Below are 13,261 nucleotides of genomic sequence, written 5' to 3'. Positions count from 1 at the left end.
GTCGTCACCCACTGGGCGTCAGCGGACGCGGGTGCCCAGCAGGTGCCGCACACCCGCGACGAACAGTTGCAGGCCGAAGTCGAAACGGGCGGTGGCGTCGGTGGTTTCCTCCAGCGGCGACGCGCCCTCGGGCAGGGCGCCCACCGAGTCCATCTGCATCCGCGACTGTTCGTCCACGGTCTCGCCGAGGACGTAGTAGAGCAGCGTGAACGCCGTGAGTTCGGCCTCTTCGCGCGGCATGCCCGCCCGGATCGCGGCGCTCACCAGACGTTCCCGTCCCTTGCTCGTGGTGAGCCTGGAAGCGTAGGTCGCCGAGACCAATTCGGCGCCGTCGCGGTAGGCCAGCAGGCAATTGCGCAGCCGGTGGGCCAATTCGGTGAGCTGCCCCGACCATTCCTCGGCCTCGATCGGGTCCTCCATCGGCGCGAGGATCTTGTCCGCCACCGCGCCCAGCAACGCCTGCTTGTTGGGGAAGTGCCAGTACAACGCGCCCGGCTGGACCTGGAGGGAACCGGCCAGTCTGCGCATGGTGAGGTCGGCCAGGCCGTATCGGTCCAGAATCGCGATGGCGCCGTCGACCACGTCCGCCCGGTGCAGTTGCACTCGATGCCCTTCCCGTCGTGCTTTGACTCACTCCTACCGCTACCCTAGCCTGAACACCGTTCAAGTTGCACGGCCACCTCGGCCGGACGAAGGGATTCGTTGCAGTGACCCAGGCACCCGTAGACACCGGCATTCTGTCGATCGCCCGCGAGCAGGTGCTCGAGCGCGGGGAAGGACTGAACCAGGAGCAGACCCTCGAGGTGCTGCGCTTGGGCGACGACCGGCTGGAGGAACTGCTCGCCCTCGCCCACGAGGTGCGCATGAAGTGGTGCGGACCGGAGGTCGAGGTCGAAGGCATCATCAGCCTGAAGACCGGCGGCTGCCCGGAGGACTGTCACTTCTGCTCACAGTCGGGCCTGTTCCAGTCCCCGGTGCGCGCCGCGTGGCTGGACATCCCGAGCCTGGTCGAGGCCGCCAAGCAGACCGCGAAGACCGGCGCCACCGAGTTCTGCATCGTGGCAGCGGTGCGCGGGCCCGACGAGCGCTTGATGGCCCAGGTGGCCGCCGGCGTCGAAGCGATCCGCAACGAGGTCGACATCCAGGTGGCCTGCTCGCTCGGCATGCTCACCCAGGAGCAGGTCGACCAGCTGGCCGCCATGGGCGTGCACCGCTACAACCACAACCTGGAGACCTCGCGCTCCTACTTCCCCAACGTGGTCACCACGCACAGCTGGGAGGAGCGCTGGGACACCCTGCGCATGGTCCGCGAAGCGGGCATGGAGGTCTGCTGCGGCGGCATCCTCGGCATGGGCGAGACGCTGGAGCAGCGCGCGGAGTTCGCCGCGAACCTGGCCGAACTCGAGCCCGACGAGGTACCGCTGAACTTCCTCAACCCGCGACCGGGCACACCGTTCGGCGACCTGGAGGTGCTGCCCGCCTCCGACGCGTTGCGGGCCGTCGCCGCGTTCCGGCTCGCGCTGCCGCGCACCATGCTGCGCTTCGCGGGCGGCCGCGAGATCACCCTGGGTGATCTGGGCGCCAAGCAGGGCATTCTGGGCGGCATCAACGCCGTCATCGTCGGTAACTACCTGACCACCCTCGGCCGCCCGGCCGAACAGGACCTGGACTTGCTCGGCGAGCTGAAGATGCCGATCAAGGCGCTCAACGAAACGCTCTGACCGGCTCGGTTGCGACGATGAGGCAGACGAGCATGGGTACTGTCATCACTATGGACGAGCGCTACAACCCGTTCACCGGCAAGCGAATCGTGCCGGGCCTCGACGACGCCATCCCGGCCGCCGCCGCGCTGGGCCTGGAGCCGCCACGCTTCTGCGAACAGTGCGGTCGCCGCATGATCGTGCAGGTGAACCCGGACGGCTGGTGGGCCAAGTGCTCCCGGCACGGCGTCATCGACTCGGCCGCATCGGAACGCCGCTAGTGGCGGCGGTGCGGGCCGAGGTGCGCGCGGCGGCGGTGGTCGCCGTCGCCGTGGTGGTGGTGAGCGCGCTCGCGGGCGTCGCATGGGGCTTCTCGGCGCCGACCGAGCGGCTGCTCGTGGTGGAGCCGGGCCGCGGGGTCGCCTTGACCGGGGAGAGCGCGCATCAATTCGACGCACTGGCGATCTTCGTGCTGGCGGGAGCGGTGCTCGGGCTGCTCTGCGCGCTCGCCGTGTGGCGGTGGCGCTCGGCACGCGGGCCGCTGCTGCAGATCGGCCTGTTGATCGGCTCCGGCCTGGGCGCGGTGGTGATGGCCACCGCGGGGGAGCAGATCGCCGCCTGGTCGCATCCACGCCCGAGCGACCCGCCGGTGGGCCAGATCGTCACGTTGCCGATCGAACTGGGCAGTGCGCTCGCGCTGATCGTGCAGCCGCTGATCGCGTCGTTCGTGATGCTGTTCCTCGCCGCGCTCAGCACATCGGAGGATCTCGGCAGCGGCCGCGGCTCCGCCCGGGACGAGGAGGGATTCGACACCCGCGCCGCGGTCCCCTACGGTGCCGCTGCGAGTGGGGGAGAGCTGCCCTATCGTGGCTACGAGCCTGCCTCGGAGCAGTATTCGGTTCCGGAATACCGACCGCGGTACTGAGGCGTCGTCTCGTACCACCGTGGGCGTGGAGCGAAGCGTGCGCGGAAGGAACACGACGTGACCTTTGTCGGTGGCGGGCCGATCGTCGAAGAGCTCGACGCCAAGTTCTGGCGGGTGACCGAACCGCTCGTCTATCGCGGCGCCGATGAGGAGTTCGTGGTTCCCGCCGGGTTCCGCACCGATTTCACGTCGGTGCCGCGCGCACTGGTGTGGCTGATCCCGCGGTACGGCAGCTATACCCGCGCCGCGATCCTGCACGACTATCTGCTCGGTTCGAACGCGGTGAGCGTGGCCGACGCCGATGGCATCTTCCGCCGGAGCCTGCACGAACTCGGGGAGTCGTTGCCGCGCCGCTGGATGATGTGGGCGGCCGTGCGCGCGGCGCACCGGTTGCGTGGCGCGAGCGCGGGCGATGTCGCCCGGTTCGTCGTCGTCGCTGTTCCCTCGGTGTTCTTCCTGGTCGTCCCCGTGACCGTGGTGACGGTGTTCCTGCTGTTGTTCTGGCTGGTCTGAACTGGCCTTCTGGGCCGCATCGCGAGTGGCCCGGCGGACCGAAGCCCCGCCACCCGACCCGCAGGTGAAAACCGCCTGACCGGTTACGCCGACACGCCGGAACACGCAAAAGCCCCGCACCCGAAAAGGCGCGGGGCTCTTACCTGGCTACGTCGATCAGATCGCGCGGACGTCCTGGGCCTGCGGGCCCTTCTGTCCTTGGCCGATCTCGAACTCCACGCGCTGTCCTTCTTCGAGGGACTTGAATCCCGAGCCGGACACGGCGGAGTAATGAACGAAGACGTCGGCGCCGCCACCGTCCTGCGCGATGAAGCCGAAGCCCTTTTCGCTGTTAAACCACTTCACACTGCCTTGAGCCATTGCTTACTTCAATCTTTTCTGTAGGTGAGCCGAGCGAATCACATCGATAGCCCGATCTCACGCTCCACCCTGCCATGAACCGGTTCTACTTCACACCGCGCACCCCGGTTTGTGAGCTAACCGACACGAGCGCTCCTCGTGGATCCCACTGCTCGACCCGCTGGAAAGGCAGCGTGGGCGGCCGACTCGCTCACTATTTGTCGGTGGGTGGGGATGCAGGCCGCGGCGATCGTCCGGGCGGAAAACGAGCGAATCCATCTGCGGGACCGGTTCGGCGACGAAGACCAACTCGGCACCGCCCAGGAAGCCGCATACCTGGCTGAAGTGGAAGAGCACAAGAAGCGGGGCGAGTACTGGGGATGACCGGTTCCCGGCTCGACTGACCGCCGGGGCGGGGAAGAGAAGGACATTCGACAGCAACAGACTCGGAGAACGTGCGCCGAACCAGCCGTCGTGAAAATCGCTGGCGGCGTGGCGGTGTCGCCGATACGGTGGTCGGTCGGGACAGCCGAGAACCCGAAGATGAGGAGGCAGGTCATGGATCCCGCACCGCGTGTGGTGGCCGACGCGCCTCCTGCGGCGAGCGAACGTGCCGATCTGGCGGCATGGCGGTGCCGGGACGCGTTGCGGCGCAGCAACGCCGCGCGTCCGATACCGAGCAAGCGGCAATATCGGCGACGGGACAAGCATCGCAAAGCGACTGCGAACCACTGAACCCGCGGCTTCTCCGCAACGCAGCTCGAGCCCTGTGGGTTCGACGCTCGTCGGACGCCGCGACGCGTGTCGGACGCAGATGGGCGCTTTCTTCGCCGGTGAGGCGGTTCGCGCGGGCCGCGAATCTCAGGATGCCCCGGGCGGGCGCAGGGCGGCGAATTCGTCCGTCACGCGCAGGCCGGAGTCGCTGAAACGGTAGACCGCGGCGGGGCGGCCGCCCGCTCGGCCGGGTGCGGCGGTGGCGCCGGTGGGCGTGATCACTTTGCGGCGGGACAGAACTCGCTGGAGGTTCGTCGGGTCCACGTCGTATCCGAGTGCGGCGCAGTATATTTCGCGCAAGGTGGACATCGTGAACCGGTCCGGGGCGAGGGCGAAGGCGATGTTGGTGTAGGACAGTTTCGCGGCCAGGCGGGTGCGGGCGTGGTCGACCACCGTGCGGTGGTCGAAGGACATGTCCGGCAGCGCCGAGACCGGGTGCCAGGAGGTGTCCGAGGGCAGGTGGGGGTCGGCGGTGAGCGGAACGAGGCCGAGGTAGGCCGAGGCGATGCGGCGCGGGCTCGGCACCCGGTCGGGGGCGCTGAACACCGAGAGCTGTTCCAGATGGCTCAACTCGCGCACGTCGACCTTCTCGGCGAGCTGACGGCGCGCGGAGGTGTCGAGGTCCTCGTCGTCGCGCAGCCGGCCGCCGGGTAGCGACCAGGTGCCCTTCTGTGGGTCCAGCGCCCGCTCCCACAGCAGCACCGCGAGTTCGGTCCGCTGATCGGGCGGGCAGCGCCGCAGCATGCCCTCCGCGCGATCCACGGAGCTGTGACCTGCGGCGATGTCTCGGGGGAAGCGGCGAACCTGGAACACCGCGGTGAGCGATTCGTGGATGGTGCTACTATGGGCCACGTTTTCGATTATAAGTCGAAAACCTGGTTAGGTGCGAATCGGCGGTGTAGCCGACCGCACGAGGAAGGGAGCCATCCATGGCGACGACGGGTGCGAAACTGGCGCCTCCGCTGATGGGGCAGGTGTTCGACGGGCCCACCGGGTTCGCGGGTGTCGAGGCTGGGCCGGAGTGGGCGCAGGAAGTCAAGCGACTGGCCAGGGAGCGCAACGCGACGATCCTGGCGCACAACTACCAGCTGCCGGAGATCCAGGACGTGGCCGACCACGTCGGCGACTCGCTGGCGCTGTCGCGGATCGCGGCCGAGGCGCCCGAGGACACGATCGTGTTCTGCGGCGTGCACTTCATGGCCGAGACCGCCAAGATTCTCAGCCCCGCCAAGACCGTGCTCATCCCGGATCAGCGCGCGGGATGTTCGCTCGCGGATTCGATCACGGCCGAGGAACTGCGCGCCTGGACGGCCGAGCACCCGAACGCGGTCGTCGTGTCCTACGTGAACACCACGGCCGAGGTGAAGGCCCTCACCGACATCTGCTGCACCTCGTCCAACGCGGTGGACGTGGTCGCCTCGATCGACCCGGACCGCGAGGTGCTGTTCCTGCCCGACCAGTTCCTCGGCGCCCACGTCAAGCGGGTCACCGGTCGCGCGAACATGCACATCTGGGCGGGCGAGTGCCATGTGCACGCGGGCATCAACGGCGACGAGCTGACCGAGCAGGCGCGCACCCATCCGGACGCGGAGCTGTTCGTGCACCCCGAGTGCGGCTGCGCCACCTCGGCGCTGTACCTCGCGGGCGAGGGCGCGTTCCCGGCCGAGCGGGTGCACATCCTGTCCACCGGAGGCATGATCGACGCGGCCAAGGCGGCGAAGTCGAATCAGGTGCTGGTGGCCACCGAGGTCGGCATGCTGCATCAGCTGCGCAAGGCCGCCCCCGGCATCGACTTCCAGGCCGTGAACGACCGGGCCTCGTGCAAGTACATGAAGATGATCACCCCGGCGGCGCTGCTGCGCTGCTTGGTGGAGGGCCGCGACGAGGTGCACGTCGATCCGGAAACCGCTGCGCTGGGACGTAACTCGGTGCAGCGGATGATCGCGATCGGCAATCCCGGCGGCGGTGAATGAGTCCGACCGCTGCCCTGGCGGCGGGTCGCTCTCCGGCGGAGCGCGCTGAGCACGGCGCCCGCGCCGGAGGGCGTTCGCGGATCGGAAGACAGAGAGGCGCGGGCCGATGACAACCCGGGTTTCGATCGACTGGGAGGCCGAGGCCGATCTGGTCGTGATCGGCGGCGGCGTCGCGGGACTGACCGCGGCGCGCACCGCGTCACTGCGTGGCCTGCGGGTGCTCACGCTCAGTAAAGGCGGGCCGACCGACACGTCCACCCAGTACGCCCAGGGCGGTATCGCCGTCGTGGCGCCGCACGGGGATTCGGTGGAATCGCACGTGCACGACACGGTGGAGGCGGGCGCAGGACTGTGCGACGTGGACGCGGTGCGCTCCATCGTCGAGGGCGGGCAGGCCGCCGTCGCCGCCCTCACCGATCTGGGCGCGGTGTTCGACCTGGGCCGCGACGGCCAGATCTCGCGGACCCGCGAAGGCGGGCACAGCACCCGCCGCATCATCCACGCCGGGGGCGACGCCACAGGGGCGGAGGTGCAGCGGGCGCTGAACGAGGCCGGGCTGCCGGTGCTGTTCGGTGCGGCGGTCGCCGACGTCGTCACCGGGCCGAACGGCGTGCGCGGCGTCGTAGCGGTGTCGGAGCGGGGGTTCGGCGTCGTGCACGCGCCCGCCGTGCTGCTGGCCACCGGCGGCCTCGGACAGCTGTACGCGCTGAGCACCAATCCGCCGGGCGCCACCGCGGACGGCGTCGCGCTCGGGCTGCGGGCCGGTGCGACCGTCGCCGATCTCGAGTTCGTGCAGTTCCACCCGACCGTGCTGTACACCCCGGGTGGCCTGGGGCGCAGGCCGCTGATCAGCGAAGCCGTGCGCGGCGAAGGGGCCAGGCTGGTCGACACCGCAGGCGATCCGGTGACCGCGGGCGTGCATCCGCGTGGCGACCTCGCTCCCCGCGATGTCGTCTCCCGTGCCATCGCCGCGCGCATGCGAGCGCTCGGCGCCGAGCACGTCTACCTGGACGCGCGCTCGATAGACGGATTCCCGCAACGGTTTCCGACGATCACCGCCTCCTGCCTGGCGGCGGGCATCGATCCGCGCACGGACCTCATCCCGGTCGCGCCCGCCGCGCACTACCAGTGCGGGGGAGTGGTCACCGACACCCACGGCCGCACCGGAGTGCCCGGTCTCTACGCGGCGGGCGAGGTCGCGCGCACCGGTCTGCACGGGGCGAACCGGCTGGCGTCCAACAGCTTGCTGGAGGGACTGGTGGTCGGCGAGCGCGCCGGAGTCGCCGCTGCCGAACGGCTCGGTGAGCGCGCCGGGGTGCACGAGATTCCCGCGCGCTTCGCCGAATACGCCGACCGTGCCGTGGTGCAGGGCCTGATGACCACGCACGCCTCGGTGGTCCGCGACCGTGCGGGACTCGCCGAAGCGCTCAAGCGGCTCGACGACGTGGTCACCCGCCGCGACACGTACACCGCCGCCGCACATCCGATCGCCGGGATCGAGGACGCCGCGCTCACGCTCACGGCCCGCGCCCTGCTGCTCGCCGCGCTCGCCCGCACCGAGAGCCGCGGCTGCCACACCAGGTCGGATCACCCGGACGCCGTGCCCGCACTCCGGCACGGCCTCCCGATCCGGCTGAACGGCGACGGCGTCCCCGAGTACGCACCCATTCCCTGATCACAGCCGCCGAGCGGGTATCCGGTGGGAACGCCGTTCGCTCGGCGAGGAAGGAACACTTCGATGGCCCTGGATGCCGCTTTGGATCGCGACGAGGTGCTGCGCGTCGTTCGCGCCGCGCTGGACGAGGATCTGCGCTATGGACCGGACGTCACGACGGCGGCCACCGTGCCCGCGGACGCGGTGATCAAGGCATCGGTGGCGTCGCGGGAAGCGGGGACCGTGGCCGGGCTCGACGCCGGGCTGCTGGTGCTCGACGAGGTCATCGGTGCGGGCGGCTACGAGATCACCGATCGGGTCGCCGACGGCACCCGGGTGTCGCCGGGACAATCCGTGCTCACCCTGATCGCCCCGACACGTGGACTGCTCACCGCGGAGCGCACCATGCTCAATCTCGTGTGCCATCTGTCCGGCATCGCCACGGCGACCGCCGCCTGGGTGGACGCCGTCGCGGGCACCCACTGCCGGATCCGGGACAGCCGCAAGACGCTGCCCGGACTGCGCGCGTTGCAGAAGTACGCCGTGCGCGTGGGCGGCGGGGTCAACCACCGGATGGGTCTCGGTGACGCCGCGCTGATCAAGGACAACCACGTGGTCGCCGCCGGATCGGTGGTCGAAGCGCTGCGCGCGGTCCGCGCCGCCGCCCCGGACATCGCCTGCGAGGTGGAGGTCGACAGCCTCGAACAGCTCGACGCCGTCCTCGCCGAGAACGTGGAACTGGTGCTGCTGGACAACTTTCCGCTCTGGCAGACCCAGGCGGCGGTGCAGCGCCGCAACGCCGCGTCCCCGCAGACGAAACTGGAGTCCTCCGGCGGCCTGAGCCTGGACGTCGCCACCGACTACGCCCGCACCGGCGTCGACTACCTCGCCGTCGGCGCCCTCACCCACTCGGTCCGGGTGCTCGACCTCGGGCTGGACATGTAGATCCTGCCCGGAACCACTTACCGGCCCTGGTTGGTTCGCCGCCGGCGCGGGAACCGGCCACCGTCCGGGCCGACATCCGGGCGCTCGGCGGCGCAGCGTGCGTACGACGTCCGACACGTCGCCGCGTCAGCTGTCGCGCACCGTCGTGCTCTGGTGCACCGCCCGCCGCGGCAAGCCGGGGACCGAAGGCTCCGGCCCCGACCACCTCACTCTCGGGGCCTCCGTGACCAACGGCGATTCCGGTTTCAGATCCATGTACCGCTCCCGATTGATGGCCGCCTTTGCTCCGGTATGCGCCCCAGCGTGATTCGGTCGGCGAATCCGCACCGGCCCAACGGACAGGGCTCGCAGCGCGGCTCGGTCGGTCTCGGCGAAACCGTGAATCTCCATGTCGCTCAGGCGGTGAGTTCGCGTTCCAGCGGTGTCCGGAAACGGGGAATGGCGCGCACGTCGCCGAACCATTCGGCGACGCGCTGGGCTTGCGTGGCGATCAGCGCTTCGGCGTCGGCTCCCACGTCCTCGAGCAGGCGGTAGACGATCTCGCCGTCCTTGCGCTGTGCCCAGCCGCCGACGATCCGCCCGTCCCACCAGACGGTGGGGCCCACGTTGCCGTTGCGGTCGAACAAACGTGGCGCGTGCGGGCCGAGGTACCAGTCCCGCGCCTGCCAGCCCATCGGAGTCGGGTCGAGGGCGGGCAGCAGCGCCGCCCACGGTTCCGGCGCGGCGACCGGCTCCACGTCGTCGGCCAGCAGTACGCCGGTCACGCCGTCCAGATCGACCTCGACCAGATCCAAGGCGCCCAGTGCCGCGCGCACCTCGCCGAGCGTCCACCCGGTCCACCACTTGACGTCGGACACCGGCGCGGGACCGAAGGCGCGCAACCAGCGACGGACCAGTTCCACCCGGGCCTCGGCGGCGGGCAGGGCGGCGACGCCGTCGGGCAGCCAGGACTCGATCGGCGCCCAAGTGTACTGACTGCTGGTCCAGCCGCCGTTCGGCCTGCCGCGCACGATGCGGCCCTCGCAGCCGAGGGTCACCAGCACCCAGGTGGTGATGTTCGTCGGCTTCGAATACGCCTTGTCCGGCGCGGTGTTCACCTGGGTGCGCAACCGCGGGACGTCCCTGCCCAGCTGGGCGCCGGTCGCCGCGCCGCGGTCGAGCAACGCCTTGTGCGTCTCGGTCTCGACGTCGGCCCACCAGCGGCGCACGTCGCCGTCCCCGATGCCCGCCTGTTCCAGGTACTTGCCGTAGGTGCGCCGCTGCTTGTGCGCCAGCGCGTCCGCGCACGACGCCTGGAGAATCGGCACCGACTCCACCGGCACGACGAACATGGTGCGGCGCATGGCCAGCATTCGCAGCAGGGAACGGTCCTCGTAGAGCTCCTGTTCGACATCCGTGGGCGTCAGTCCCTCGGCGCGGGCCGCGACGGAGAGGAAGACGGTCGCCGGATCGGTCGCGTGCAGGGCTACCAGCGAGCGGGCGATCTCCGCGACCTGCCCGGTCCGCTCCGGAGTGGCCAGCCGGTGGCGCACCGCCAGCCGCGCGCGCCGCTGCGCGGCATCAATCGAACGCATAAGCGAATCGTAGCGTTCGGGTCGTGGTTCAGAGGCCGAAGCGCTCCGGGGCCAGGCGCAGCGTCCGGCAGGCGTCGCGCAGCGCGTCGGTCGCGGCCTGGCCGCAGGCGCCCGCGCCGCTGCCGATCAGGATGCCGGTGCGGATCACCGCGTCCGCCTCGGTCGGCTCGGCTCCCGCTTTGGCGATCTGCCGCAATACGTGCGCGCAACCGAGGATCGGGTCGTTCGCCAGCCGATTGCAGTTGTCCTCGAACAGGGCGCGCAAGTCGTCGACCGGAAAATTGCGCAGAACCGGGTCCGTCGTGACCAGTTCGGCGACGAGGGCGTGGTCCCGCGCCGCGGCGGCGCCGTCGGCCACGGCCACCAGCGCGCACAAGGCGACAGCGGCGTCCCGGAAATTCGCCCCGCGCAACGCGTTCCGTTGGGCGAGCAGCTCCGCTCGCCAGGTCGCGGTGGTCTCGGCCGTGTGGATCAGGGTCGCGTCGGGGATGCGGCGGGGTGCGAAGGTCATGGCTGACTCCATGAGAGGACGTCCGAACGCGCGGACCCGTGCCATCCGGACTCGGAATGAATACCCGGACCGTAACAGGGCCCGACCGCCGGGGCCTGCCCCAAAAATCGGGATCAGTTCTCCGGTTCCCAGGCGCGGACCAGGTCGAGCAGGCCGGGGAAGCGCGCTTCCAGATCGTCGACGCGGACCTGGCTGCGGTGTTCCGGTCCGTCGCGCCGCTGCCGGGTGACGCCCGCCTTGCGCAGGACCCGGAAATGATGCGTCGGCGTGATTCAGGGCGATGCGGCACGACAGTTCGGCGTGCGCGCCATCCTGCTCGGCGGTGCGGTCGTGACCGTGGCGAGCACGGCGGCGCTGGTGGGGTCGCTGGTCGCGGCCTCGCTTCCACTGTTCGTCGCGGCGGCCGTGACGACGTGACATCATCCGAGGATGCGACGGGTACTCGCACTGTGCTGCGCGCTGGCCGGCGTGCTCGTGGCAATTCTTGCGCCGCCACGTGTTTCGGCGGATCCGGCCTGCGCGCCTGGGGTCGTGGTGGGCCCGGTGTCGCTGCCCGTGGACGGCGAGGAGGCGACCGGGCGGGTGTACGAGCCCTACCGGTGTGCCGCGGGTGACGTGACCCCGCGAGCGCTCGTGATCGCGGTGCACGGGCACGGCGGGTCGTCGGCGGACTTCGCCGCCTACCTCGAGTCGATCGCGCGGCGCACCGCGACGCCGATCCTGGCGATGGACCTGCGCTCCGCGCAGAGCACGTGGCGCACCGGGGACTGGAATCTGTGGGCGGGCCGGCGTGACGTCGTCGCCGCGACCGCGTGGTACCGGCAGGCCCACGGCTCGATCACCCGCACGGTGCTGTGGGGCTGGAGCCAGGGCGGCATCACCAGCGGCCTCGCCGCGGCGCACGGGCCGCGCGGGATGTTCGACTACTGGGTGGACAACTACGGTCCCGCCGACGATTTCACCATGTGGCTGGGCGCGGCGGTCGTTGATCCGGCACTGCCCGCCCAGATCGAGCGCGACGCGGGTGGTTGCCCGCCTACCGCCTGTCCGCTCGCCTACGCCGAACGCTCGCCCGCCCTGCTGGCCGCCCGGATGGACGTGCGGCGCGCGTTCCTCGTGCACGGCACCGCCGACGACGTGGTGCCCTACGCCACCAGTCTCGAGATGCGCGCCGGGCTCGCCGCCGCGGGCAAGCCCACCTCCCTGTACACCGTCGTCACCGGGCGCGACCTGGAGGGGCGGGTGGCCCCGGGCGACCACAGCGTCGGACCGGCCTTCTTCGAGGGCGGCTGCGTCGTCGAACGGCTGCTGCTCGGCACGGAACCGGTCGACGGCCCCGACCGCGACTACCTCGTGGACGTCGCGCACGGCGTCGTCACCGCCCCGCCCGCTCCCGCGGGCGCGAAGTGCGCGGCGTAAGGCGGGAACACGATCGGGTCTCCGCGCGGTTGACGGAGAAAGACCGACGACGAAGCGAGGACGCGATGAGCAAGCCGGAAGACCCGGCCTACCACTGGGACGGACCGGAACTCGACCTGGACGCCTATCTGGCCCGGATCGGTTTCCACGGCGAGCGCGCCCCCGCCGTCCGGACGCTGCACGAGCTGGTGCGGGCGCACACCACCGCGATCCCGTTCGAAAACCTGGAGATCATCCTCGGCCGGTCGATCCCCCTCGACCTGGCGAGCTTGCAGGACAAGATCGTGCACCGCCGCCGCGGCGGCTACTGCTACGAGAACGTCGGACTGTTCGCGGCCGCGCTGGAACGACTCGGTTTCGGCGTCACCGGGCTCAGCGGCCGGGTGAGCATGGGCGCCGGCGCGGGATTGCGCCCCGCAACCCACGCGCTGCTGCGCGTGACGACCGCCGACGACGACCGAGTCTGGCTGTGCGACGTCGGCTTCGGCGCCGGGCCGCTCGCGCCGTTCGAACTGTCCTCGGACACCGGCGAATTCGCGGCGGGCAAGTGGAGGTTCCGGCTGGAGCGCACCCATGGGGAGCTGGATTCCGACCTGTGGGTGCTGCACCAATACGGCCGCGAGGGGTGGATCGACCGGCACAGTTTCACCTCGAATCCGCAGTACCGCATCGACTACGCCGTCGGCAACCACTTCGTGTCGACCTCGCCCCGTTCCCCGTTCACCACCCGGCCGTACGTGCAGCGCTTCCACCCGGACGTGCACCATGTGCTGGACGGCACCACCTTCGTCACCGAGTACCCCGACGGCACGAGCGATACGCGGGAACTGGAACCCGCCGACCTGCCCAAGATCCTCGCCGAGGTCTTCGACATCGACCTGTCCGACGCCGACGCCGCCGCCCTGGCGCAGGCCCGGTGGTCGCGCGACTGATC

General features: G+C 70.4%; 17 protein-coding genes. 12 read left to right on the top strand and 5 right to left on the bottom strand.

Annotation, left to right across the window (positions count from 1 at the left end):
• Window positions 1–18 precede the first annotated feature (18 nt).
• Window positions 19–603 (bottom strand): TetR/AcrR family transcriptional regulator C-terminal domain-containing protein, encoded by a 585-nt coding sequence (locus GVY64_RS24810; RefSeq protein ID WP_159845910.1) that lies wholly within the window; start codon window positions 601–603, stop codon window positions 19–21.
• Window positions 604–707: 104 nt separating this feature from the next.
• Between GVY64_RS24810 and bioB the strand changes: the two genes are divergently transcribed.
• The 4 genes from bioB to GVY64_RS24790 are packed head-to-tail and all read left to right on the top strand — an operon-like array spanning window position 708 to window position 3,138.
• Window positions 708–1,721 carry a biotin synthase BioB gene (bioB, locus tag GVY64_RS24805; RefSeq protein ID WP_043689484.1) on the top strand — a complete coding sequence of 338 codons (1,014 nt, stop codon included), beginning with the start codon at window positions 708–710 and terminating at the stop codon, window positions 1,719–1,721.
• Between the two features lie 32 nt (window positions 1,722–1,753).
• Entirely contained in the window at window positions 1,754–1,981 is a 228-nt protein-coding gene (gene bsaP, locus GVY64_RS24800; RefSeq protein WP_159845907.1) for a biotin synthase auxiliary protein BsaP, read from the top strand.
• On the top strand, window positions 1,981–2,625 hold the full coding sequence (locus tag GVY64_RS24795) for a DUF2567 domain-containing protein (RefSeq protein WP_236567142.1): 645 nt from the start codon (window positions 1,981–1,983) through the stop codon (window positions 2,623–2,625). The genes bsaP and GVY64_RS24795 overlap by 1 nt, the downstream gene beginning before the upstream one ends.
• 57 nt (window positions 2,626–2,682) lie before the next feature.
• The gene (locus GVY64_RS24790) at window positions 2,683–3,138 is read left to right on the top strand and encodes a DUF1353 domain-containing protein (RefSeq protein WP_236567139.1); all 456 of its coding nucleotides are present in this window, start codon (window positions 2,683–2,685) and stop codon (window positions 3,136–3,138) included.
• Between the two features lie 156 nt (window positions 3,139–3,294).
• On the opposite strand, the gene GVY64_RS24785 is transcribed toward GVY64_RS24790, so the two are convergent.
• Window positions 3,295–3,498 (bottom strand): cold-shock protein, encoded by a 204-nt coding sequence (locus GVY64_RS24785; protein WP_040741190.1) that lies wholly within the window; start codon window positions 3,496–3,498, stop codon window positions 3,295–3,297.
• 207 nt (window positions 3,499–3,705) lie between these two features.
• On the opposite strand from GVY64_RS24785, the gene GVY64_RS24780 reads away from it, so the two are divergent.
• The gene (locus tag GVY64_RS24780) at window positions 3,706–3,861 is read left to right on the top strand and encodes a hypothetical protein (protein ID WP_159845904.1); all 156 of its coding nucleotides are present in this window, start codon (window positions 3,706–3,708) and stop codon (window positions 3,859–3,861) included.
• 174 nt (window positions 3,862–4,035) lie between these two features.
• Window positions 4,036–4,212 carry a hypothetical protein gene (locus GVY64_RS24775; RefSeq protein WP_236567138.1) on the top strand — a complete coding sequence of 59 codons (177 nt, stop codon included), beginning with the start codon at window positions 4,036–4,038 and terminating at the stop codon, window positions 4,210–4,212.
• A 126-nt stretch (window positions 4,213–4,338) separates the two neighbouring features.
• Here the strand turns inward: GVY64_RS24775 and GVY64_RS24770 are convergent, their stop codons facing one another.
• Window positions 4,339–5,103, bottom strand: a complete 765-nt coding sequence (locus tag GVY64_RS24770; protein ID WP_159845898.1) for an NUDIX hydrolase — start codon at window positions 5,101–5,103, stop codon at window positions 4,339–4,341.
• A gap of 77 nt (window positions 5,104–5,180) precedes the next feature.
• Here GVY64_RS24770 and nadA point away from each other — a divergent pair, with 77 nt between their 5' ends.
• From nadA to nadC, 3 genes are all read left to right on the top strand, one after another.
• Window positions 5,181–6,224 (top strand): quinolinate synthase NadA, encoded by a 1,044-nt coding sequence (gene nadA, locus GVY64_RS24765; RefSeq protein WP_159845895.1) that lies wholly within the window; start codon window positions 5,181–5,183, stop codon window positions 6,222–6,224.
• Window positions 6,225–6,330: 106 nt separating this feature from the next.
• The gene (locus GVY64_RS24760; RefSeq protein ID WP_159845892.1) at window positions 6,331–7,899 is read left to right on the top strand and encodes an L-aspartate oxidase; all 1,569 of its coding nucleotides are present in this window, start codon (window positions 6,331–6,333) and stop codon (window positions 7,897–7,899) included.
• Window positions 7,900–7,962: 63 nt separating this feature from the next.
• Window positions 7,963–8,823, top strand: coding sequence for a carboxylating nicotinate-nucleotide diphosphorylase (gene nadC / locus GVY64_RS24755; RefSeq protein ID WP_159845889.1), 861 nt, complete (start codon window positions 7,963–7,965; stop codon window positions 8,821–8,823).
• A 395-nt stretch (window positions 8,824–9,218) separates the two neighbouring features.
• Here nadC and GVY64_RS24750 read toward each other — a convergent pair whose 3' ends face one another.
• Window positions 9,219–10,397: a winged helix DNA-binding domain-containing protein gene (locus GVY64_RS24750; protein WP_159845886.1), complete on the bottom strand. Its 1,179-nt coding sequence runs from the start codon at window positions 10,395–10,397 to the stop codon at window positions 9,219–9,221.
• A 28-nt stretch (window positions 10,398–10,425) separates the two neighbouring features.
• Window positions 10,426–10,908, bottom strand: coding sequence for a TerB family tellurite resistance protein (locus GVY64_RS24745; RefSeq protein ID WP_159845883.1), 483 nt, complete (start codon window positions 10,906–10,908; stop codon window positions 10,426–10,428).
• 267 nt (window positions 10,909–11,175) lie between these two features.
• Here GVY64_RS24745 and GVY64_RS24735 point away from each other — a divergent pair, with 267 nt between their 5' ends.
• The 3 genes from GVY64_RS24735 to GVY64_RS24725 all read left to right on the top strand — a co-directional run bounded on the left by GVY64_RS24735 (window position 11,176) and on the right by GVY64_RS24725 (window position 13,259).
• Window positions 11,176–11,325 carry a hypothetical protein gene (locus GVY64_RS24735; protein ID WP_159845880.1) on the top strand — a complete coding sequence of 50 codons (150 nt, stop codon included), beginning with the start codon at window positions 11,176–11,178 and terminating at the stop codon, window positions 11,323–11,325.
• A gap of 12 nt (window positions 11,326–11,337) precedes the next feature.
• Window positions 11,338–12,327: an alpha/beta hydrolase family protein gene (locus tag GVY64_RS24730; protein WP_159845877.1), complete on the top strand. Its 990-nt coding sequence runs from the start codon at window positions 11,338–11,340 to the stop codon at window positions 12,325–12,327.
• 65 nt (window positions 12,328–12,392) lie between these two features.
• Window positions 12,393–13,259 carry an arylamine N-acetyltransferase family protein gene (locus GVY64_RS24725; RefSeq protein WP_159845874.1) on the top strand — a complete coding sequence of 289 codons (867 nt, stop codon included), beginning with the start codon at window positions 12,393–12,395 and terminating at the stop codon, window positions 13,257–13,259.
• Window positions 13,260–13,261 lie beyond the last annotated feature (2 nt).

Origin of the sequence: Nocardia sp. CY41, assembly GCF_009829325.1 — a bacterium.
Lineage (GTDB): Bacteria > Actinomycetota > Actinomycetes > Mycobacteriales > Mycobacteriaceae > Nocardia.
Note: the sequence above shows the minus strand (reverse complement) of the source record. Positions and strands in the feature narration are given on the sequence as shown.